Genomic DNA, 21,359 nt, shown 5'->3' on the forward strand with positions numbered 1-21,359 from the left:
CTAGTCGGAGGCGGCGTCCTGCGGGAGCCGGCCGGCCAGGTCCAGCAGGAGCTCGGCGGGCTCGCCGCCGGTCCATTCGGCGATCCGGCGGCGGGCCTGCTCGTCGGGCTCGAAGTCGTCGAGGCCGTGCGGTCCGAAGTGGCCCGCCTCCCGCAGCAGCAGGAGGAGCGAGTCGTCCTCCGGCAGGCTCTCGGCGTAACAGGCGGCGTCGAGCAACGCCAGGGCGCGGCGGGCGTTGCGCCCGTCGTCACGGGGCTCGACCCGGTCGAGGCTGCGCCGCGCGTGCGCCCGCAGGCAGGCGGCCAGCGATTGAGTCCTACTCACGGCAACATATCTTCACGCATCGTCATGCTCCCAGGTGAGAGCTTTCCAAACCTGGGAGCCCCGGCAACCGTCAGGAAACGTGCATGGGGGATCATCTCTCCATGAGCGCATTCGACGACGTGCTGTCCGCCAACGCCGACTACGCCCGCTTCTTCGGGGAATCCGGGCTGACCGGCCGGGCCGCGCGAGGCCTGGCCGTGGTGACCTGCATGGACTCCCGCATCGACCCCCTCGGCCTGCTGGGGCTGAAGCCGGGTGACGCCAAGATCCTGCGCAACGCCGGCGCGCGGGTCACCGACGACGTCCTCCGCACCCTGGTCCTGGCCGTCTACCTGCTCGGCGTGGAACGGGTGCTGGTGATGCCGCACACCGACTGCGGCATGTCCAAGGTGACCGACGAGGACGTGCACGCCCTCACCCAGGCGCGGGGGGTGGACACGCGCAGCCTGGAGTTCCACACCGTCCCGGACCAGGACGCCGCGCTGCGACACGACCTGACCCGCATCCGCACCAGCCCCTTCCTGCCCGAGGATCTGCCGGTCGGCGGCGCGATCTACGACGTCCGCACCGGACGGCTACAGTCTGTAGATATATAGTCACTTTGTGCTAGCTGTCGTATCACTCCTGGTCACGCTCGATCTCCTCGTCGTGGCGCACCGCGGCGCCTCCGCGGTGGCGCCGGAGAACACGCTCGCCGCCTTCAAGGCAGCCGGTACGGCAGGCGCCGACATGTACGAGCTCGACGTCCGCACCACCAAGGACGGCGAGCTCGTCGTGCTCCACGACTCCACCCTGGAACGCACCACCGACGCCGAGGAGCTCTACCCCGACCGCGCCCCGTGGCGGGTCAGCGACTTCACCCTCGCCGAGATCCGCCGCCTGGACGCCGGCAAGTGGTTCGGGCCGAGGTTCGCCGGCCAGCGCGTACCGACGCTGGCCGAGGCGATCGAGGCCATGCGCACCGGCCCGGCCGCCGTGGTCGTCGAGGTCAAGAAGCCCACGCCCGAGATCGAGCCCCGCCTGGCGGACGTCCTGGCCGAGGCGCCCTCCGACACGATCGTGCAGAGCTTCGACTGGGAGTTCGTCCGCCGCCTCCAGACGCACGCGCTGCGGGCGGTGCTCGGCACGGTGCCGGCGGCACGCCTACCGTACGTGGCGGGTTTCGCCGACTACGTGAACGTCCCGCACCAGACGGTCACGCCCGCCTACGTGAAGACCGCCCACCGGCTCGGCCTGAAGGTGATGGCCTACACGGTCAACCGGCCGAGGGTGATGCGCCGGATGCTGGCCGCGGGCGTGGACGGATTGCTGACCAACAAACCGCGCGCGGCGCGCCGGGTCGCGGACATGACGCCGATCTTCGACGAGTTGCGCAACGTCCTGGGCGAGATGAAGCGCAAGGCATAAGTCTTTCCCATAACACCGGACTATGCCCCGGGCCATTGTCACGGCTTTCACCTGGCTGGAACGGTGCATCGGTTATTCACTTTTCCCGCGACCGAACATAATCCTGGTTGCAGCGCTTCCGATCGGCTGCTTTCTTGAAAGCCTGCCGATCACAAACGGGGGTGACCTGCAATGTTACTCAGTCGATTTCGGCGTGCCCGAATAACGGGCGCCTTATTATCCGTCGCACTTCTGGCCTCGGTCCTGGGGCCCGTCCGTGCCCTGCCCGCGAAGGCGGAAACCCCGGCCGCGGCGCAGACCCAGCAGACCGGCGCACCCGCGCAGCGGCCCATGCCGCCCGGAGTCCGCCCCGACAAGGCCGTCGACCCAGCCCACCGGCCGCCCGTGCTTCCCCCGGGCGCCGCCGCGGACGGCGAACCGGCCGAGGTGGCCGAGGCCCGCTGGAGCGCCCTCACCTCGAAGAAGGCCGCCAAGGCGGCCGACGACGCCTTCACCGGGCTGTCGCTCCGGCCCGGCTTCGTGATCGGCGACACCTCGCTGGTCCTGTACTTCTCCTCCGGCCAGGTGGACCCGTCCTGGACCGGAGCCCGCGTGCGGCTCTACGACGCGGCCTCGCAGACCGAGCAGGCCTCGACGCTGATCCCGCGCGCCGACCTTCCCCCCTCCCCCACCTGCGGCGGGGCGGGCGAGTTCTGCCGCTCCTTCGGCACGGCCGACGGCTGGACGCTGGAGGTGGGCAAGGAGTACTTCGTCACCGTCTCGGCGGTCTACGGCGACGGGCGCGAGGTCGCCTCCCCGCCCTCCGGCCAGGCCGGTCCCCGGCTGACCGAGGACCCGCCGCCGGTGCCGAACGAGCAGGCCGCCGGCTGCGGCTGCGGCAACGCGCTCGCGCTCACCGCCGCCGGGCAGGCCGGACGCGCCCAGGGCGTCAACACCGGCACCGGCGCCTACGTGCGGACCGAGCAGGACCTGGCCATGGACTCCTTCGGCCCGGTCTTCGCCTCCAGCCGCACCTACTCCTCGATGAACCGCGGGCCCGGGCCGTTCGGCCCCGGCTGGGCGTGGTCCTACGACATGCGCGTGACCCCCGGCGAGGACGGCGTGGTCACCGTACGGGCGGAGGACGGCGCGCAGGCGAAGTACACCCCCGACGGGAACGGCTACAAGCGGCCGCCGGGCGTGCGCAGCACGCTGGCGAAGTCCGGCGACGGCTGGGTGCTCACCACGCCCCGGCAGGTCCGCTTCGGCTTCGACGCCCAGGGCCGGCTGACCTCGGTCGGCAACGCGCGCGGCGTCGGCGTCAAGCTCGCCTACGAGGGACTGGGCGTCAACATCACCGACGCCTCCGGCCGCGTCGTCGAGGTGCGCGTCGAGGGCGGGCTGATCCGCCAGATCAGCCTGCCCGACGGCCGGCACGTCTCCTACTTCTACACCGGCGGCCTGCTCAGCTCGGTGATCGACCCCCGCGGCTTCACGTGGAAGTACACCTACCACGCCAACAGCCTGCTGGCCTCGGTGATCGACCCGCACAACGTGGCCATCGTCAGCAACGTCTACGGCGCCGACGGCCGCGTCACCGAGCAGAAGGACGGCCTGGGCAAGCCCACCCGCTTCGAGTGGAACGCCGGCCGCCAGGAGGCCAAGACCACCGACGCCGACGGCGTGGTGGTGTGGGACGGCTACCGCGGTAACACCCTGGTCTACTCCCAGCGCGGCACCGGCGACTCCGACAACCACCGCTACGACCGCTCGCTCAACCGCAACCTGGTCGTCAACGCCGGCCAGCACCAGCACGAGGCCACCTTCGACGCCAACGGCAACCGGACCGCCTCGACCGCGCCGCAGGGCTTCTCCGAGAAGACCAGGTTCGACGAGCGCAACAACCCGACCGAGCACACCGACGCCAACGGCGAGGTGTGGAAGGACACCTACAACGAGTACAACGAGCTCGTCCGCAGCGTGGACCCCGAGGGCAACGAGGTCCGGCACGAGTACGACTCGCGCGGGCTGCGCGTGTCGACGACCGACCCGCGCGGCAAGGTCACGCGTTACGAGTACACCGCCCAGGGCCAGCTCAAGTCCACGATCCTGCCCACCGGGCGGCGCGACGAGCGCGTCTACGACACCACGGGCCGCCAGATCGCCGCGATCGACGGCCGGGGCACCGCGCCGGGCGGCAACCGCAACGCCTACACCACGCGCTACGGCTACGACGCGCAGGACAACCTGGTCAGCACCCTCGACCCCGGCAAGGCCGGCGCCTGGCGCACCGGGTTCGACGAGACCGGCCGGGTCGTGCGCAAGCAGACCCCGACCGGGCAGACGACCAACTACTTCTACCTGGCCAACGGCCTGCTGCAGAAGGTCGACAACGAGCGCCGCACCAGCGTCATCACCTACAGCGAGGCCGGGCGCCGCCTGACGACCCAGGTGCTGCTGCGGACCCGCGCCCCGATCGTCACCAGCTACGGCTACGACGCCAAGGGCCTGCTCAAGACGGTCGTCTCCCCGCGCGGCAACGAGCCGGGCGCGAACAAGGCCGACTTCACCACGACCTACTTCTACGACTACAACGACAACCTCGTCCGGATGCGCCGGCCGTACCCCGGCGGGGGCTTCGTCGACCAGGACGTCAAGGTCGACCCGCTCGACCGCACCACCGGCAAGGTCGACGAGCTCGGCAACGAGCAGTCCTTCACCAGGGACGACGCCGGGCAGCTCACCCAGGTCACCGACTCGCTGGGCCGTACCACCAAGGCGGGCTACGACAAGGCCGGCCGGCAGACCTCGACCACGGACGCCGGCGGCGAGACCACGCGCACCGAGTACGACGCGGCCGGCAACCGGATCAAGGAGATCAGCGCCACCGGCGGCGTCACCACCTGGAAGTACGACGACGACGGCCGGCCGATCGCGATGACCGAGCCGCGCGGCAACGTCGAGGGCGCCGACCCGGACCGCTACACCGTCCGCTACGAGTACGACGCGGCCGGCAACCACGTCAAGACGATCGACCCGCTCGGCGGCGCGACGACGCTGACCTACGACGCGAGCAACCGCGTCGTCGCGGTCACCGACGCCAAGGGCCGCACCACGCACCAGACCTACCGCGAGGACAACCTCCCGGCGACCCTGCACACCCCGGACAGCCCGTACAACCCGGCCGACCCGGCGGCCCGCTCGACGGTGTACTCCTACGGGGTGGACGGCTTGCTCGAAGCCGTCCGCGACCCGATGGGGCGCTACGTCCGGATGGCCTACGACGACGCCGGCCGCCTGATCACCAGGGCCGACGCGCTCAGCCGCCGCATCGAGATCAGCTACGACGCGGAGAGCAACCCGGTCTCCGCCATCGCGATCAACGGCCCCGAGTGGCTCTCGCCGGAGGAGCGCGCCAAGCGGACCGTCACCAGCACCTACGACATCCTGAACCGGCGGGTGAAGTCCACCCTCGGCTCCGAGGGACCGGTCTACACCTTCGCCTACGACGCCAAGGACCGGACCGTCGGGTACGGCGACCCGGCCGGCGTGCGCGAAGTCGCCTACGACGACGAGGACCAGATCACCTCGGTCCTGCGCAAGACCGCCGGCCTGGCCGACGAGCGCTTCGCCTACACCTACGACGAGCGCGGCAACATCGCGACCCGCGAGTACCCCGACGGCACCAAGGTCACCGCGACCTACGACGCCGACAGCCGGGTCACCTCGCACACCGTGGGCGGCGGCGTCGCCGGCTCGGCCGCCAAGTGGGAGTTCGGCTACGACCCGGCCGGGCGCCGGACCAGGACCACGCTGCCGAACGGCCTGGCCGCCGAGGCCGCCTACGACCCGGCGGGCCGGCTGACCAGCCTGGTCACCGGCCGCGAGGGCCAGCCGCCGGTCTCGGCCTTCCAGCTCACCCTCGACCCGCTCGGCAACCCCACGCGCGTCGTCACCACCCGCGGCGAGCGCAACGAGTCGGTCGCCTACACCTACGACAACGTCAACCGGATCACCTCGGCCTGCTACTCGGCCACCAGTTGCGCCACCGGCAGCCCGATGGCCGGGCGCATCGACTACGCCTACGACCTGATGGGCAACCGCCTCAGCCAGAAGCGGTCCGGTACGGCGGGCAACGACACCACCACCTACACCTACGACGCCGCCAACCAGCTCACGAAGGAGACGGTCAGCAAGCCCGGCAGCGTCGTCAGCCGCGACTTCGCCTACGACGTCAACGGCAACCAGGTCCGGGCGGGCGCCGACCGCTTCACCTACACGCTGGACAACAAGCTCGCCTCGGCGACGGTCAACGGCAAGAGCACCACCTTCACCTACGACGCGCAGGGCCTGCGGCTCAGCGCCACCGGGGCCACCGGCACCCAGCGCTGGAGCTGGGACACCAACGGCTCGATCCCGCAGATCGCCCTGGACACCACCTACGACGCGGCCGGTTCGGTCATGTCGCGGCAGGGCTTCACCTACGGTCCCGGCGACGAGCCGCTGGCGCTGCTGACCGGGGGCGCCGCGCACGCCTACACCCACGACTGGCTCGGCGGCGTGGCCAACCTGCTCTCGCCGTCCGGCGAGGTCGAGGCCGGCTACGACTACGACCCGTTCGGCAACCCGCGCACCGGAACCACTCTGTCCGGTACGGCAGGCGGCCCCGCCAACCCGATGAAGTTCCACGGCGCCTACCAGGACGACAGCAGCGGGACCGGCAACTACTACCTGCGCGAGCGCACCTACAACCCGGGCACCGGCCGGTTCACCTCGACCGACCCGCAGCCCAGCGGCCTGGCGGCCACCTCGCCCTACACCTACGCCGCCAACAACCCGATGGTCTACACCGACCCCACCGGCGCCGTGCCCGACGCGGGCGCGACCGGCGGCGGCGACCCGGCGACCATCGAGACCGGGCCCAGCCCCGAGGAGGTGGCCAAGGCCCAGCAGCTCCAGAGCAAGTCGATCCTCGACGTGATCCTGGAGGCGGGCGGCCAGATCCTCATGGAGGTCCTGGGGATCAACGACATCATCAACTGCCTCCAGGGCGACCTCGGCGCCTGCGTCTCGGCCGTCGTCGGCTCGCTCCCGTGGGGCAAGATCTTCAAAGCACCGAAGATCATCGGGGCGATCTGGCGGGCCGGCAAGGCGGTCGTCTCCTTCCTCCAGGAACTCAAGTGGGCCCGCGCCATCCTCGCCAAGGCCGAGAAGGCGGCCGAAGCCGCCAAGGCCGCCGCGGCCAGGGCGGCACGGGAGGCCGCGGAGAAGGAGGCCGCACTCAGGGCGGCGGCCGAGGCCGAGGCCAAACGCCTGGCCGCCGAGGCCGCCGAACGCGCCAGAGCCCAGGCCGCCCGGGCCAAGGCCAGCACCAAGACGCAGAACCCGTCCTCCCGGCCGTCCATCGGCGACTCCTGCAAGACCGGCAACAGCTTCACCCCGGGCACGCTGGTCCTGCTCAGCGACGGCACCGCCAAGCCGATCGAGTCGGTACGGCTCGGCGACACCGTCCTGGCCACCGACCCGGCGACCGGGGAGACCGTCGCCAAGCCGGTCGTCGGCCAGATCACCGGAGACGGCGACAAGCGCCTGGTCCGGCTGGTGGTGAGCTCAGGGGAGCTGGTGGCCACCGACGGGCACCCCTTCTGGGTCGCCGACAAGGACCGCAAGGACGCTCGCGGCAGCGGCAAGGGCCGCTGGGTCAAGGCCGGCGACCTCCGGCCCGGCATGTGGCTGCGCACCAGCGCGGGCACCTACGTCCAGCTCGCCGCCGTCGAACGCCGCGACGCCCGGCAGCGGGTGCACAACCTCACCGTCGCCGACCTGCACACCTACTACGTCGTCACCCGCGGCACGCCCCTCCTCGTCCACAACTGCCAGGTCGACTACGGCGGCAACGACCTCAGCCGGGCCGTCCTGCAGGAACGGCTCCGGACCGGCAACCGCGGCAACAACGCCGCCGCCGTCCGGGTCCGCAACGCCGACGGGACCGACCGGATCGAGGTCGCCTTCTCCTCCAAGGGCCGGGGCAACCACGCCGAACTCAAGCTGATGCGGCAGTTCGGCGACGCCATCCAGGAGGCCTACTCCGAGTTCCGCCCGTGCACCGGGACCAACCAGTGCCGAAAAGCCCTGGCCGACGCGGGCATCCCGACCTCCTACACCTGGGACTGGTCAACCTCCGCCGCCGGGGCCACGGCCCGGGCGGACAAGAAGAAGGCCATCGCCTCCCTCTTCGCCGACGCGATAGCCGGGCGCTGGTAAAGTCCCCGCTTGACCCCGGCCTCCCCGCCATTCCGGCGGGGAGGCCGGCCCGTTCTCCACCCAGCGGCCCCTTTTCCCCGGACACGCCACGGAGTTCCCCTTGAACCACCGTTATCCAAGCGCCTATCTCGCGCCGGTTCAGCACGACGAGGCTCGCCGATTTCTGCTCGACACCGGGCTTCCCCAGGACCACCTCCTTTTCGCCGCCGCCACCGAACCGCAGCCTTCCGGAGAATTCCTCAAGATTGGCGACGGAGGGGATTTCGACGAATTCTGCGTGAATTGCCGCACCGGCGCCGTCGTCTCGCGCAGCACCATCGACGCGGCCGTCCTGCCGGTCAACAGCTCGCCGCAGACCTTCGCCGCCTGCCTGGCCGAGTTCACCCGCCAGCTCCGCCTCGCCCCCGCCTCCTCCAGCGACGAGGACGAATCGGAGACCCAGGCCCGCCTCCTCGGCGAGGCCCTCACCGCCCTCGACCCCACCGCCCTCACCGACGAGAACAGCTTCTGGAACTCCGTCCTCTGGGACGTCGCCATCGGCGACTACGCCCCGGACGACGACACCTGACCGAGCCGGCCGGACTTCGGGCTGCTCCCCCATCAGAAGTGGCGTGCTCAAGCCCGTCTGGGGCAGTTGGTCGGACAACTCCCGCCTGAGAGGTGTCCGTGACCGATTCATCCACCCCCCGGCCGTCGCCCGCGCCGGCCTCGAGCAAGGCCGTCGAGCTGCCCCTCGACCCGAGCGCGCCCACCGCCACGCCCGAAGGCCGCAGGGAGCTGGCGTACGGCAAGCCGGGACGGGCCCTGGCCAACCACCCGTTCGTCTTCGGCTTCACCGCCGCCCTGGGCGTGCTCAGCGCCTGGATGCTGGTCCAGGCGCTCACCTCCGCCGCCTCGGTGCTCATCCTGATCGTCGTCTCGCTCTTCCTGGCCGTCGGGCTCAACCCGGCGGTCGTCTGGCTCGGCAAGCGCGGCCTGCCGCGCCCCGCGGCCATCACCGTCGTGTTCCTGCTGGTGATCGCCTTCTTCGTCGGGTTCGGGCTGGCCATAGTCCCGCCCCTGACCACCCAGACGGCCGACTTCGCCGCGCAGCTCCCGGCCTACGTCAACGAGCTGCAGAACCATCCTCAGGTGCGGGCGCTCGATCAGCAGTTCCAGCTTCTCGACCGGCTGCAGCAGTACCTCGCCAGCGGCGACCTGGGCAAGCAGGTCTTCGGCGGGCTGCTCGGGGCCGCCGGGATGGTCGCGGGGGCGCTGTTCAACGCGCTGACGGTGTTGATCCTCTCGCTCTACTTCCTGGCCTCGCTGCCGTCCATCACCAGCTTCGGCTACCGCCTCGTCCCGGCCAGCCGCCGCGACCGCGTCCGGGCCCTGGGCGACGAGATCATCAAGCGCATCGGCGGTTACGTGGCGGGGAACCTGCTCATCTCGCTCATCGCCGGGGTGACCACGTTCCTGTTCCTGTCGATCGCGGGCGTGCCGTACGCTCTGGCCCTTTCGCTGATCGTCGCCATCACCGACCTCATCCCCCTGGTCGGCGCCACCATCGGCGCCGCCGTCGTCACCCTGGTCGGCCTCTTCGTGTCCTTTCCGGTGGGGATCGCCTGCCTGATCTTCTTCATCGTCTACCAGCAGGTCGAGAACTACGTCATCGCTCCGCGGGTGATGTTGTCCTCCGTCGACGTCCCCGCCGCCGTCACCATCATCGCCGCCCTCATCGGCGGCGCCCTCCTCGGCGTCGTCGGCGCCCTCCTGGCCATCCCGGTGGCCGCCGCCGTCCAACTGGTCCTCCACGAGGTAACCCTCCCCCGCCAGGAACAACACTGACACCTGGACGCCTTGCGCTCTCCGCGTCGGTGGAGGGATCCGCCGGGTGACAGGCGAACCCCGGCACCCCGAAGACCAGCGGCTGCCGCAGTGCCGCGACGAACCCGCCATAAGGGCGTCGCGAGACTTGCGCACCCTCAGCGGCGAAAGGCCCGAACGGGTGCAGCACCGCAACGGCGAAAGACCGCAGCAGTGGGGACCGGTGACGGAGGGCGGCGGCGGTGGGAGCTCGTAGCAGAGGGCGGGTGAGAGGCCGTAGCGGAGGACCGTAGCAGCGAGAGGCCGTAACGGAGGGCCGCGGCGGCGACGGCCGATGGCGGCAGAGGTTGGTGCGCCGGGTGAGGAGCCGTGGTCGGCGGAGCTTCGTGACCTAGGGCCGTGCCGGCGAAGGACCGTAGCGGCGAAGGCCCGTGACGGTGAAGGACCGTGACGGTAAAAGGACCGTAGCGGCGAAGGGCCGTGACAGTGAAGGCCGGGGCGGAAGGCCCGGTCTCAGCCGGCCCGGCCAGACCGGCCACCCCACCGCCGCCGCCAGCCCCCACCCGTGCCCCACCTATGCGGCGAGCACCCGTACGGCGGGAGATGATCCTGTCCGAGCCCCACCCAACAAGCCAGACCCAAACGGAAAGACGTCAGGCGTCGATGTGGTCCCGATCAACCTCGGCCGCGCTGTTGACGATGAACTCCCGCCGAGGAGCAACATCACTCCCCATGAGCAAACTGAAGATCCGCTCAGCCGACTCAGCGTCCTCGATCCGAACCCGCCGAAGGATCCGGTGCCGCGGATCCATGGTCGTCTCCGCAAGCTGATCCGCGTCCATCTCCCCTAGACCCTTGTACCGCTGCACAGGGTCCTTCCACCGCTTCCCCCGCCGCTCAAGGTCACGCAGCACCTTGTGCAACTCGGCATCGGAATAGCAGTAGACGTACTTGTCCTGCCCCCGCCCCGGGTTGGTGAGCTCGATCCGGTGCAACGGCGGAACGGCGGCGAAAACCCGCCCAGCCTCGATCATGGGCCGCATGTACCGATGGAAGAGCGTGAGCAACAGGCACCGGATGTGCGCACCGTCGACATCCGCGTCCGCCATCAAAATGATCTTGCCGTACCGAGCCGACTCCAGCTCGAACGACCGCCCCGACCCAGCCCCGACGACCTGGATGATCGACGCACACTCGGTGTTCTTCAACATGTCGGCGACAGACGCCTTCTGCACGTTGAGGATCTTGCCGCGGATGGGCAGCAACGCCTGGAACTCCGAGTCACGCGCCAGCTTGGCCGTGCCCAGCGCCGAGTCACCCTCGACGATGAACAGCTCGCTCCGGTCGACGTCGTCACTCCGGCAGTCGACAAGCTTGGCCGGGAGCGAGGAGTTCTCCAGGGCGCTCTTGCGCCGCTGGTTGTCGCGGTGCTCACGGGCCGCGATCCGCGCCTTGGCGGCCGCGACGATCTTCTCCAGCACGGCCCGCAGCGGCTGCTTGAACCCGCGCGGCGGGTTGGCGTAGAGCGCCTTGAGCTCGCGCGAGACGACATGGGAGACGATCCGGGTGGCCGCGGAGGTGCCGAGCACCTCCTTGGTCTGTCCCTCGAACTGCGGCTCGGGCACGCGGACGGTGACCACGGCGGTGAGGCCTTCGAGGATGTCCTCCTTGGTCACCGCGTCGTCGCCGTTCTTGAGCAGCCGGGTCTCGCGCAGCAGCTCGTTGACCGTGCGGACCAGGCCGCGCTCCAGGCCGGTGATGTGGGTGCCGCCCTTGGGGGTGGCGATCACGTTGACGAAGGAGCGGACGGTGGAGTCGTAGCCCTTGCCCCAGCGCAGCGCGACGTCGACGGTCAGCTCGCGCTCGACCTCGGTGGGCGTCATGTGGCCCTGGTCGTCCAGGACGGGCACGGTCTCGTGGAAGTGCCCCAGGCCCTGGAGGCGGAGCACGTCGCAGACGGCCTCGTCGCGGGCCAGGAACTCGGTGAACTCGGAGATGCCGCCGTCGAAGCGGAACTCCTCGACCGTCTCGCCCTGGATCAGCACGAGGGTCAGGCCGGGCACCAGGAAGGCGGTCTGGCGGAGCCGTACGTGGATCTCGTCCACGGCGACCTCGGCGTCGGGCAGGAAGATCTGCTTGTCGGCCCAGAAGCGCACCCGGGTGCCGGTGACGCCGCGCTTGGCCTTGCCGCCGTCGCGCAGGCCGGACTTCTTCTTGAACTTGGCGGTCGGGCCGTCGCCGTCGAAGAGGCCGGGCACGCCCCGGCGGAAGCTGATCAGGTGGACCTGGCCGTCGCGGTCGACCTCGACGTCGAGCCGGGAGGACAGCGCGTTGACCACCGAGGCGCCGACGCCGTGGAGGCCGCCTGAGGCGGTGTAGGAGCCGCTGCCGAACTTCCCGCCGGCGTGGAGCTTGGTGTAGACGAGCTCGACGCCCGGCAGGCCGCTCTTGGGCTCGATGTCGACGGGGATGCCGCGGCCGTCGTCGCGCACCTCGATCGAGCCGTCGGCGTGCAGCTCGACCTCGATCCGGGTGCAGTGACCGGCCAGCGCCTCGTCCACGCCGTTGTCGACGATCTCCCAGAGGCAGTGCATCAGCCCGCGGCTGTCGGTGGACCCGATGTACATGCCGGGTCGCTTGCGGACGGCCTCGAGGCCCTCAAGCACCGACAGGTGACGAGCTGTGTAACCCGCCTCCACTACCGTCACTCTGACTCCTCTGGGACAGCATCGAACACGTGTGCGTTAGCCTACCGTTCTTCCCGGTGGGGCGGGGACAACCTTGCCTCCTGGACACGTTTCGCATGACTGTGAGCTGGCTGTCCATTACTTTTGGCCACATTCCGCTCTCGGCGTAGCCGGGGAGTGATTGGGAACGTTCGCATCCGGTTAGATGTTGTCCCAAGTGACTGACGCCAGATCCCCGCTCCGGTGGGGGTGACCCGAAAGGCGATACGTGACTGGAGCACTCGCCCCCGTTAAGCCGCTGACGGCCCTCGACCGTTGTGACCGTTGTGGCGCCCAGGCCTACATCCGTGCGACCTTGCCCGTTGGCGGGGAGCTTCTGTTCTGCGCCCACCACGGTCGCCAGCACATAGCAGCCCTGAGGGACAAAGGCGCGGAAATCCTTGATGAATCCGCCAAGTTGAGCAAGACGAAGGCTACAGCGGTCGAAGACGAGCGCTGATCGATATTGCGAGAGCGGCGTCCCGGCAGGCCCGGGCCGCCGCTCTCGCACGTCTCCACCCGGGACGGGATGCCGGGTTCGCCCGGCCATCGCTCCCGCTTGGTCCCGATCTGGGGTCCCACCGGCCCTCGCCACGGACCCGTCCTGAGCTTCCGGCCGAAGGTCCGGGTCTGTCCTGAGTCCTCCCCGAACCGGGGCCGGGCTGGGGGCAGGGGCGGGACCGAGGAGAGGCCCGGCCCCGATAAGCTGCGGAATCGTGCTCATCCTGTTGCCGCCCTCCGAGGGCAAGGCGTCCGTGGGGGACGGCCCGAGCCTCGGCGAGCTGTCCTTCCCCAAGCTCGACCGCCCCCGCAAGCGGGTGCTGAGCGCGCTCCTGAAGGCCTCGAAGCGGCGTGACGCCCTCGACGTCCTGGGCCTGAGCCCGGGCCAGCGGGGCGAACTGGACAAGAACCTCGCCCTGCGCGAGGCCCCCGCCCTGCCGGCCGCCGAGCTGTACACCGGCGTCCTGTACGACAACCTCGGTCTCGCCACGCTGAGCCCGGAGGCCCGGGCGCGGGCCGAGGAGCAGGTGCTGATCTTCTCCGGGCTGTGGGGCGTCGTCCGTATCACCGACCGGATCCCGCCCTATCGGTTGTCGATGGGGGTCACCCTGCCTCCGCTCGGCGGCCTGGCCGCGTTCTGGCGGCCTTCGGTCACCGCCGAGCTCGACCGGCTGCCGGGGCTGGTGGTGGACATGCGGTCGGCCACCTACGCCGGGGCCTGGAAGCCGGGTGCGCGGTCGGTGGCCGTGCGGGTGTTCAACCAGGGCAAGGTGGTCAGCCACATGGCCAAGGCCACCCGTGGGGAGATCGCCCGGGTCCTGCTGGAAAGCGGCCAGGACCCGTCCTCCCCGGACGAGCTGGCCAAGATCCTCCAAACCCTGGGCTACGCCGTACGGCAGGCCCCGGGCAAGCTCGACGTCGAACTGGCCCCTGACCCGGGGGACGGTCAGCGGTAGACCGCGGTGGCCAGGTCCCCCATGTAGTCCTCCACGTCCCGCATGACGGCTCGCAGCGGCGCAGGAGCCGCCGCCGCCAGCACGGCCAGCCGGGGCCGGATCTGCCCGGGGCTCTCGGAGAGGTACAGGGTCTCCTCCAGCCCCAGCATGGGCACCAGGGCGCACAACACCAGGTCCCCCGCCTCCGGCACCTTCCCGCCGGTCAGCGGCAGCCGGATGCGCGAGCGCGCCCGCACGAGAGGCGTGGTCCCGACCGGAGGATAGCTCCGCTGGTTGCGGAAGAGCCCTCGCCGCTCCTCGGCCACCACCCGCTGGGCGACGAGCTGGGCGGCGGTCTCCTCGTACAGGTCGGCGGCCACGAGCGGCAGCCACTCCCGCACCCGCATCCGCCGCACCCCCACCGCCCCGGCGAGCTTGGCCGCCGAGGGGTCGGTGTGCCGCACCTCCCGCCCCGCGGCGAGGCTGTCGCCCACCAGGGTGACCGCCCCGTCGATGAGGAGCTGGGAGACCAGCGCCCCGGCCAGTCCGGCGCAGAGCGCGGGTTTGTGGGGCAGCCTGATCCCGGCCTCGCTGTGCGCGAGCAGGAACAGGTCGTACGGCAGGGCCAGGTCGTTCATCTCAGTCATCTCCGCCGGAGAGCCGGCGCCCGGCCACCGGGGATGCCGGTGGCCGGGCGGCCGTCGTTCGGATCGTCTAGTCCATGCCCACGAGGCTGACGTTGCGCTTGAGCGCCAGCAGGACAAGCATGATAACGAATCCGACGCCGAGCCAGATCAGGCCGACGATCTGGGCGGCCAGGTTGGCGTTCCAGACCACGAAGCCCAGGATGACGAAGCCGATGATCGGCGAGACCAGGTGCAGCAGCAGGTCGGACGAGCGCCGCTTGATGACGAAGTGCCACACCACCGAGACGTGCAGCGTCATGAAGGCGATCATCGCGCCGAAGTTGATCAGCGTGCCCACCACGGCCACGCCGTCGCCGGGGTTCTCCAGGAAGATCAGGAGGCTGCCGGGCAGCACGATCGCCAGGACCGAGCCGAGCAGGATGGCGTTGTAGGGCACCGAGTAGCTGCGCGAGACCTTGGCCAGGAAGCGCGGCAGGGCGCCGTCGCGGCCCATGGCGTACAGGAGCCGGGAGGTGGCCACCTGGGCCACCATGGCGTCGGCGAAGCCCCAGGCGAGCGCGGTGGCTCCGGCGCAGAGGTAGAACATCCACTGCCCGCCGGCCAGGGCGGCGGCGTCGTAGAAGGCGGTGCCGGTGCCGTCGCCTTCGGCGATCAGCTTGCCCGGGTTCTCCACCAGCAGGGCGGCGACCCAGGTCTGGGCGACGAAGAGCAGGCCGGCCAGGGCCAGCGCGGCCATCATCGACTTGCCGACCGTGTTGGCGCTCTCCTTGTTCTCCTCCGAGAGCATCGCGATGCCGTCGAAGCCGAGGAAGCTGAGCACGGCCACCGAGGTCGCGCCGAAGATCAGGGACCAGCTGAAGGTCTCGGAGTTGAACAGCGGCTCCAAGCCCCAGCCGTTGCCCTTGCCGCCGATGATCGCGGTGATGCCGATGATCAGGAAGATCGCCAGCACGATCAGCTCGCCGACGATGAAGATCTTGGTGACCCGGGCGGTGATCCGGATGCCGGTCAGGTTGATCACGGTGTTGACCGCGATGAACAGCAGCAGCCAGCCCCAGACCGGGACCACGGTGATGATGCCGTTCATCGCCATCGCGGCCACCAGGTAGAGCAGACTGGGCACCAGCAGGTAGTCCAGGAGGATCGCCCAGCCGGCCAGGAAGCCCACCGAGGGGTGGATGGCCCGGCTGGCGAAGTTGTAGACGCTGCCCGCGATCGGGAAGGCCTTGGTCATCTGCGAGAAGGAGGCGGCGGTGAAGGACAGCGCGATCACGCCGACGATGTAGGCCAGGACGATCATGCCGCCCGAGGCCTGGAAGACCCCGCCGAAGATGGCCATGGGCGCGATCGGCACCATGAAGATCAGGCCGTAGAAGAGCAGGTCGGTGAAGCTGAGCGTGCGCTTCAGTTCCTGGGTGTACCCGAACTGCGCGAGATCGGGTGCCGCATGGCGGGGGGAAGTCATCGGCGGTCCTTCCGAACCAAAACTTTTCAGTGTGAAATGTTCGGAAACGGTAGGACAGACCACCCCAGTCCCGCTAGCCCCAACCGATCAGTAGCGCCAAACCGCAACAAACGAGCGCAACAAAAAGAGGTACGGCTCCGCGGAGCCGTACCTCTTCTCGGTGACTGGAAGATCAGTCGAGATAGTCGCGCAGCACCTGCGAGCGCGACGGGTGACGCAGCTTCGACATCGTCTTCGACTCGATCTGCCGGATCCGCTCACGCGTGACCCCGTAGACCTTGCCGATCTCGTCGAGCGTCTTGGGCTGGCCGTCGGTGAGGCCGAACCGCATGGACACGACGCCCGCCTCGCGCTCCGACAGCGTGTCGAGAACGGAGTGCAACTGCTCCTGCAACAGCGTGAAGGAGACGGCGTCGGCCGGGACGATGGCCTCGGAGTCCTCGATCAGGTCGCCGAACTCGGAGTCGCCCTCCTCACCCAGCGGGGTGTGCAGGGAGATCGGCTCGCGGCCGTACTTCTGGACCTCGACCACCTTCTCGGGGGTCATGTCCAGCTCGCGGGCCAGTTCCTCCGGCGTGGGCTCGCGGCCGAGGTCCTGCAGCATCTGCCGCTGGACCCGGGCCAGCTTGTTGATCACTTCGACCATGTGGACCGGGATGCGGATGGTCCGCGCCTGGTCGGCCATGGCGCGGGTGATCGCCTGCCGGATCCACCACGTGGCGTAGGTGGAGAACTTGTAGCCCTTGGTGTAGTCGAACTTCTCGACCGCGCGGATCAGGCCCAGGTTGCCCTCCTGGATCAGGTCCAGGAAGAGCATGCCGCGGCCGGTGTAGCGCTTGGCCAGCGAGACCACGAGCCGGAGGTTGGCCTCCAGCAGGTGGTTCTTGGCCCGGCGGCCGTCCTCGGCGATCCACTCCAGCTCGGCGCGGACGTCGACCGGCAGCGCGTCGTTGTCGCTGCCGAGCTGCTCCTCGGCGAACAGGCCCGCCTCGATGCGCTTGGCCAGCTCGACCTCCTGCTCGGCGTTGAGCAGGGGGACCTTGCCGATCTGCTTGAGGTAGTCCTTCACCGGGTCGGCGGTGGCGCCGGCGGCGGCGACCTGGGCCACCGGGGCGTCATCGTCGTCGTCGGACAGGATCAGGACCTCGTCGTCGGACTTGACCTCCACGGCGGCGACCTCCGCCACCTTGGGCTCCTCGTCCGGCTCGGCCTCCTCCTCGACCTCTTCCTCGACGACCACCTCGTCCTCGATCTCGAGGTCTTCGAGGTCGTCGAGTTCGACGTCACCGTCGAGTTCGATCTCCTCGCCGTCGGCCTCGTCGGAGACCTTGGCCTTGGCGACGGGCGCCGCGGCGGGCACCTCGTCCTTCACGACCGCCTTCTTGGCAGGAGCAGCCTTCTTGGGCTTCTTGGCAGCCTCTGCTTCGGGCCGGACCTCGTCGGGGACGACGGCGGTCACGGTCTCCGGCTGCTGCTCCTTGGCGGCCGCTGCGCTCTTCGTCTTGACGGGGGCAGCGGTGCGGCGCTTTGCTGGACCACGAGACTTCTTCGGCGGCGCCGAGTCAGCGGCGGTCAACCGGACGATGACGCCCTCCTTGCTGAGAGTCCGGAGGACTCCAGCGGCTTGCGACATCGGGATGTCGGCCTCCTCGAAGGCCTTACGGACATCCTCAGACTCGAGGTAACCCTGCGAGCGCCCACGCTCGAGCAGTCGCTGAATGACGGGCTCGTTCAGCTCAGATGGCTTCGAGCGAGTCGAACTTGCAGGCGACACGAACACCTCTCGAACGATCGCGTGGCGACAATGGACCCATGTGCCCGCTGGGGGGCTGTTGCCTCTCTTGGAGAATGCGGGGGCCGCGCTGGAATGCGACGGGCCATCCAGCATTCTGACACGACCCAGCACTCCACACGGCCACCTCCCGGCGGTTGACCTCCACCCTAGGCCGACCGGAACAGTAGTGCGTACGGAAGCGAGGCACTGATACCCGAAAGCAACCCTTATGACTGTTTCATTCAGTCACTCTTCGTGGCAGGAGGGACGTGAATCGCGAGCGCGGTCACGTCGTCGTCCTGCTCATAGCCCGACAGCATCCGATCTACGAGGAAATCCAGCAGCATGTGCGGAGATGTCACGACTTCCTGGGGCGCTTCCCGAACAACGGAGCAGAGCTCCGCGAGTCCGGCATCGAGCCCGCGCTTGCGGTTCTCGACCAGGCCGTCGGAGTAGAGCACCGCGGTGTGCCCGGGCGGCACCACGAACCGGAACTGCCGCCGCGAGGTCGGCCAGCCGAGCGGGGTGCCCGGCTCCGCCTCGCACAGCACGGCGGTGCCCTGCGGCGAGACCAGCACGGGCGGCGGGTGACCGGCCAGCGCCAGGGTGCCCTCGCCGGTGCCCGGCTCGACCACCATGTACGCCAGCGTGGTGACCTGCTCCTCCTCCTCGGTCGCCTCGAAGACCCGGTCGAGACCGGTGAGTACCGAGGCGGGCGGCGGGTTGGTCAGGGCCAGCGCGCGCATGGCGTTGCGGATGCGGCCCATCCCGGCGGCCGCTTTCACGCCCTTGCCCATGACGTCGCCGACCACGGCCGCGACCCGGCCGTCCTGCAGCACGAAGGCGTCGTACCAGTCGCCGCCGACCTGCACGTGCCGGCTGCCGGACCGGAAGCGCTGCGCCAGCAGCAGCCCCTTGACCACCGGCAGGCGGTCGGGCAGCAGCGAGCGCTGGAGCGTCTCGGCGGTCTTGTGCTCGCGCTCGAACAGCGTGGCCCGCTCGACCGCCAGGGCGCACTGCCCGGCCAGCGCCTCCAGGAAGACGCCGTCCTCCTGGGAGATCTTCTGCGGCCTGGTGAACGAGAAGCGCAACGCGCCCAGCGCCCGCCCCGCGGCCAGCAGCGGCAGGCCCACCCAGGCCCGCTCGTCGCTGTGCGCCAGGTAGGTGCCGACCACCTCCTCGTCACCGCCGGCCTCCAGCAGCAACGACTTGAGGATCTCCGCGGACTCGGCGAAGACCGGGCGGCGGCTGTTGACCGCCATGGTCATCACGCTCGAGTGCGACAGCGGGATCTCCTCGCCGGAGGCGCCGGGAATCTCCGGGATGCCCTCGCCGTTGATGAGCTTCAGCGACGCGCGCTCCACGTCCAGCAGCGCCACCGCCGAGCGGTCGGCGGCCAGCGCGGTGCGGCCCACGTCGATGATGACCTGGACCACCTGCTCGACGGTGAGCGCCTCGGCCAGCATGGCCGTGGCGCCCTGCAGCCGCGCGGTGCGCAGGGCGGCGGCGCCGAGCTGGTCGGTCAGCCGGCCGCGCATCTCCTCGGCTTCCTTCTGCGGGGTGACGTCGGTGTTCGCGCCGACCCACTCCACCACGCGCCCGTGCCGGATGATCGGCACCGCGCGCACCTCGAAGTGCCGGTAGCCGCTGGCGCGGGTGCGCACGCGGTAGTTCCACTCGAACATGGTCCGGCCGCGCAGGGCCTCCCGCCACGCCTCGTCGGTCTGCCGGCGCTCGTCCGGGTGGACCGCGTCGAGCCAGCCGTGCGCGAGGTACTCCTCCAGGCCCTGGCCGGTGATCGCGCGCCACTGCGGCGCGTCCTCGATCACCGCCCCGGCCGGCGAGGTGATCCAGACGAGCTGGGACTGCGCCTCGACCAGCGAGCGGTAGCGCTCCTCGCTGCGGCGCAGCTCCTCCTCGGTCTGGCGGCTCTCGGTCACGTCCGCCCCGACCAGGGCGACGGCCTTGAGCACGCCCTCCTCGTCGTGGACCGGCGAGAACGACAACGACCAGTGCCGGGTGTCGCCCTCGGCCGAGCGCACCCGCACGCGGCCCTCCTGGGTCGGCGCGTCACTCTCGATCACCGCCTGGACGGCATGCGTGATGAGCTGGCTGAGGTCGGCGGGCAGCACCTCGCCGGGCAGCTTGCCCGGCAGCTCGTCCGCGGGCACGCCGACGACGTCGGTGAAGACGTCGTTCGCGCGCCGGATGCGGCCGTCGGCGTCGAAGAAGGCGAAGGCGAACTCCGCTTCGGACAACAGGCCCTTGAACAGGGCGGAGTCTGAGATGTCCACACCCGACTCCCGGGGACGTGGGACGGAGGTCTCGGCGCTCATGCTCGGCACCTCCGTCGCGTGCCAGGGTCTCCCACGCGGCACATCTCCAAAACTGTGTATCGGTGTAGCGCAGCTCCGGGCGACCGGATTCTGCTGTACATCATCGGCGATGGGCACGTGCGGACGGAAGCCCCCGCAGCAAGCACGTCGTCATTGGCGTCAACGCATCCTGTCAAATCAGCCTACTCAGCGGCTTTCTTGGCAGCCTGCTTGGTTTCCCGGACCTTGACCAGGCTCTCCGGATCGACCACGTCGGCCACCGAGCGGAAGGATCCCTCTTCACCGTACGGCCCGGCCGCCTCGCGCCACCCGGCGGGCTGGACGCCCAGTTGCTTGCCGAGCAGCGCCAGGAAGATCTGGGCCTTCTGCTTGCCGTACCCCGGCAGTGCCTGGAGCCGCCTGAGCAGCTCCTTGCCGCTGTCCACGTCCGCCCACAACCTGGTCGGGTCACCCTGGTAGTGCTCAACCAAATAGACGGCCAGTTGCTGGACACGCGTCGCCATGGACTTCGGGTACCGATGCACGGCGGGCTTGTCGGCCAGCAACGCGGCGAAGGCCTCGGGATCGTAGGCGGCGATCTCCTCGGCCGTCAGGTCGTGCCCGAGCCGCTCCGAGATGGTGTGCGGGCCGGTGAACGCCCACTCCATCGGGATTTGCTGATCGAGCAGCATGCCGACGAGCAGGGCGAGCGGGCTGCGGCCGAGCAGCTCGTCGGCCTCGGCCCGCTGGGCGAGCTGGATTCGCATGAGGCCAGCTTCCCACGAAAGGGCGTTCGGAGGTCGGCGGTGAAGGGAAGACAGACGGCCGGGAGGGTTGACACCCGGCCGATAACCGGTGGAATTGGAGCGCAAGTCACCCTCGCACCGGTTTACCCCTAGGTCTGCAGAGGAATCTGACTCCTATGCTCGCACTGGCAACCCGCTTCCTGCGGGAGCCGGTCAGCCTCCGGCTGGCCGAAGAGTTCCTGACGGTGCCCGTCGACACCATCGACCGCTGCGTCGCCGACGTCTGCGCCTGCGCCGACCACCTCGGGATCGAGGCGACGGCCGACGTCATCGAGCGCATAGCCCGGGAGCATCTCCTGGCGATCGTGAACTCCGCTCCACCTCCGCGGCTGGGACGTTAGCATCTACCCCGTTAGCACCATCAGGGCAACGCTTCCGCCGAAATGCGAGAGAGTGAGGGCGTGCGCCGA

At 69.8% G+C, this 21,359-nt stretch carries 15 protein-coding genes; 8 read left to right on the plus strand and 7 right to left on the minus strand.

Annotated features, from left to right (window positions below; all coding sequences use genetic code 11):
• Window positions 1-324, minus strand: coding sequence for a hypothetical protein (locus tag AB0I67_RS12445; RefSeq protein WP_357921885.1), 324 nt, complete (start codon window positions 322-324; stop codon window positions 1-3).
• Between the two features lie 101 nt (window positions 325-425).
• Here AB0I67_RS12445 and AB0I67_RS12450 point away from each other — a divergent pair, with 101 nt between their 5' ends.
• From AB0I67_RS12450 to AB0I67_RS12470, 5 genes are all read left to right on the plus strand, one after another.
• A complete protein-coding gene (locus AB0I67_RS12450) occupies window positions 426-920 on the plus strand; it encodes a carbonic anhydrase (RefSeq protein WP_357921888.1) in 495 nt (164 codons plus the stop codon).
• 7 nt (window positions 921-927) lie between these two features.
• Window positions 928-1,731 carry a glycerophosphodiester phosphodiesterase family protein gene (locus tag AB0I67_RS12455; protein ID WP_357921891.1) on the plus strand — a complete coding sequence of 268 codons (804 nt, stop codon included), beginning with the start codon at window positions 928-930 and terminating at the stop codon, window positions 1,729-1,731.
• A 330-nt stretch (window positions 1,732-2,061) separates the two neighbouring features.
• Window positions 2,062-7,974, plus strand: coding sequence for an RHS repeat-associated core domain-containing protein (locus tag AB0I67_RS12460; RefSeq protein WP_357921894.1), 5,913 nt, complete (start codon window positions 2,062-2,064; stop codon window positions 7,972-7,974).
• 100 nt (window positions 7,975-8,074) lie between these two features.
• On the plus strand, window positions 8,075-8,542 hold the full coding sequence (locus AB0I67_RS12465) for an SUKH-4 family immunity protein (RefSeq protein WP_357921897.1): 468 nt from the start codon (window positions 8,075-8,077) through the stop codon (window positions 8,540-8,542).
• Window positions 8,543-8,640: 98 nt separating this feature from the next.
• Complete coding sequence (locus AB0I67_RS12470; protein WP_357921900.1) at window positions 8,641-9,801, plus strand: AI-2E family transporter; 1,161 nt, start codon at window positions 8,641-8,643, stop codon at window positions 9,799-9,801.
• Window positions 9,802-10,433: 632 nt separating this feature from the next.
• On the opposite strand, the gene AB0I67_RS12475 is transcribed toward AB0I67_RS12470, so the two are convergent.
• Complete coding sequence (locus AB0I67_RS12475) at window positions 10,434-12,488, minus strand: DNA topoisomerase IV subunit B (protein ID WP_357921903.1); 2,055 nt, start codon at window positions 12,486-12,488, stop codon at window positions 10,434-10,436.
• A gap of 247 nt (window positions 12,489-12,735) precedes the next feature.
• Between AB0I67_RS12475 and AB0I67_RS12480 the strand changes: the two genes are divergently transcribed.
• Together AB0I67_RS12480 and AB0I67_RS12485 are read left to right on the plus strand one after the other, a co-directional pair.
• Window positions 12,736-12,966 carry a hypothetical protein gene (locus AB0I67_RS12480; protein WP_357921905.1) on the plus strand — a complete coding sequence of 77 codons (231 nt, stop codon included), beginning with the start codon at window positions 12,736-12,738 and terminating at the stop codon, window positions 12,964-12,966.
• A gap of 256 nt (window positions 12,967-13,222) precedes the next feature.
• Complete coding sequence (locus AB0I67_RS12485) at window positions 13,223-13,963, plus strand: peroxide stress protein YaaA (protein WP_357921908.1); 741 nt, start codon at window positions 13,223-13,225, stop codon at window positions 13,961-13,963.
• Here the strand turns inward: AB0I67_RS12485 and AB0I67_RS12490 are convergent.
• From AB0I67_RS12490 to AB0I67_RS12510, 5 genes are all read right to left on the minus strand, one after another.
• A complete protein-coding gene (locus AB0I67_RS12490; protein WP_357921910.1) occupies window positions 13,954-14,580 on the minus strand; it encodes a GPP34 family phosphoprotein in 627 nt (208 codons plus the stop codon). The two genes, AB0I67_RS12485 and AB0I67_RS12490, sit on opposite strands and share 10 nt — an antisense overlap.
• A 76-nt stretch (window positions 14,581-14,656) precedes the next feature.
• Complete coding sequence (locus AB0I67_RS12495) at window positions 14,657-16,054, minus strand: APC family permease (protein WP_357921912.1); 1,398 nt, start codon at window positions 16,052-16,054, stop codon at window positions 14,657-14,659.
• Between the two features lie 172 nt (window positions 16,055-16,226).
• Window positions 16,227-17,828 (minus strand): RNA polymerase sigma factor, encoded by a 1,602-nt coding sequence (locus AB0I67_RS12500; protein ID WP_357921915.1) that lies wholly within the window; start codon window positions 17,826-17,828, stop codon window positions 16,227-16,229.
• Between the two features lie 242 nt (window positions 17,829-18,070).
• Window positions 18,071-20,164 carry a SpoIIE family protein phosphatase gene (locus AB0I67_RS12505; RefSeq protein ID WP_357921917.1) on the minus strand — a complete coding sequence of 698 codons (2,094 nt, stop codon included), beginning with the start codon at window positions 20,162-20,164 and terminating at the stop codon, window positions 18,071-18,073.
• Between the two features lie 182 nt (window positions 20,165-20,346).
• On the minus strand, window positions 20,347-20,910 hold the full coding sequence (locus AB0I67_RS12510; protein ID WP_357921920.1) for an HhH-GPD-type base excision DNA repair protein: 564 nt from the start codon (window positions 20,908-20,910) through the stop codon (window positions 20,347-20,349).
• 155 nt (window positions 20,911-21,065) lie between these two features.
• On the opposite strand from AB0I67_RS12510, the gene AB0I67_RS12515 reads away from it, so the two are divergent.
• Entirely contained in the window at window positions 21,066-21,290 is a 225-nt protein-coding gene (locus AB0I67_RS12515) for a hypothetical protein (protein WP_357921923.1), read from the plus strand.
• Window positions 21,291-21,359 lie beyond the last annotated feature (69 nt).

Origin of the sequence: Nonomuraea sp. NPDC050310, from assembly GCF_040655795.1 — a bacterium.
Taxonomy (GTDB): domain Bacteria; phylum Actinomycetota; class Actinomycetes; order Streptosporangiales; family Streptosporangiaceae; genus Nonomuraea.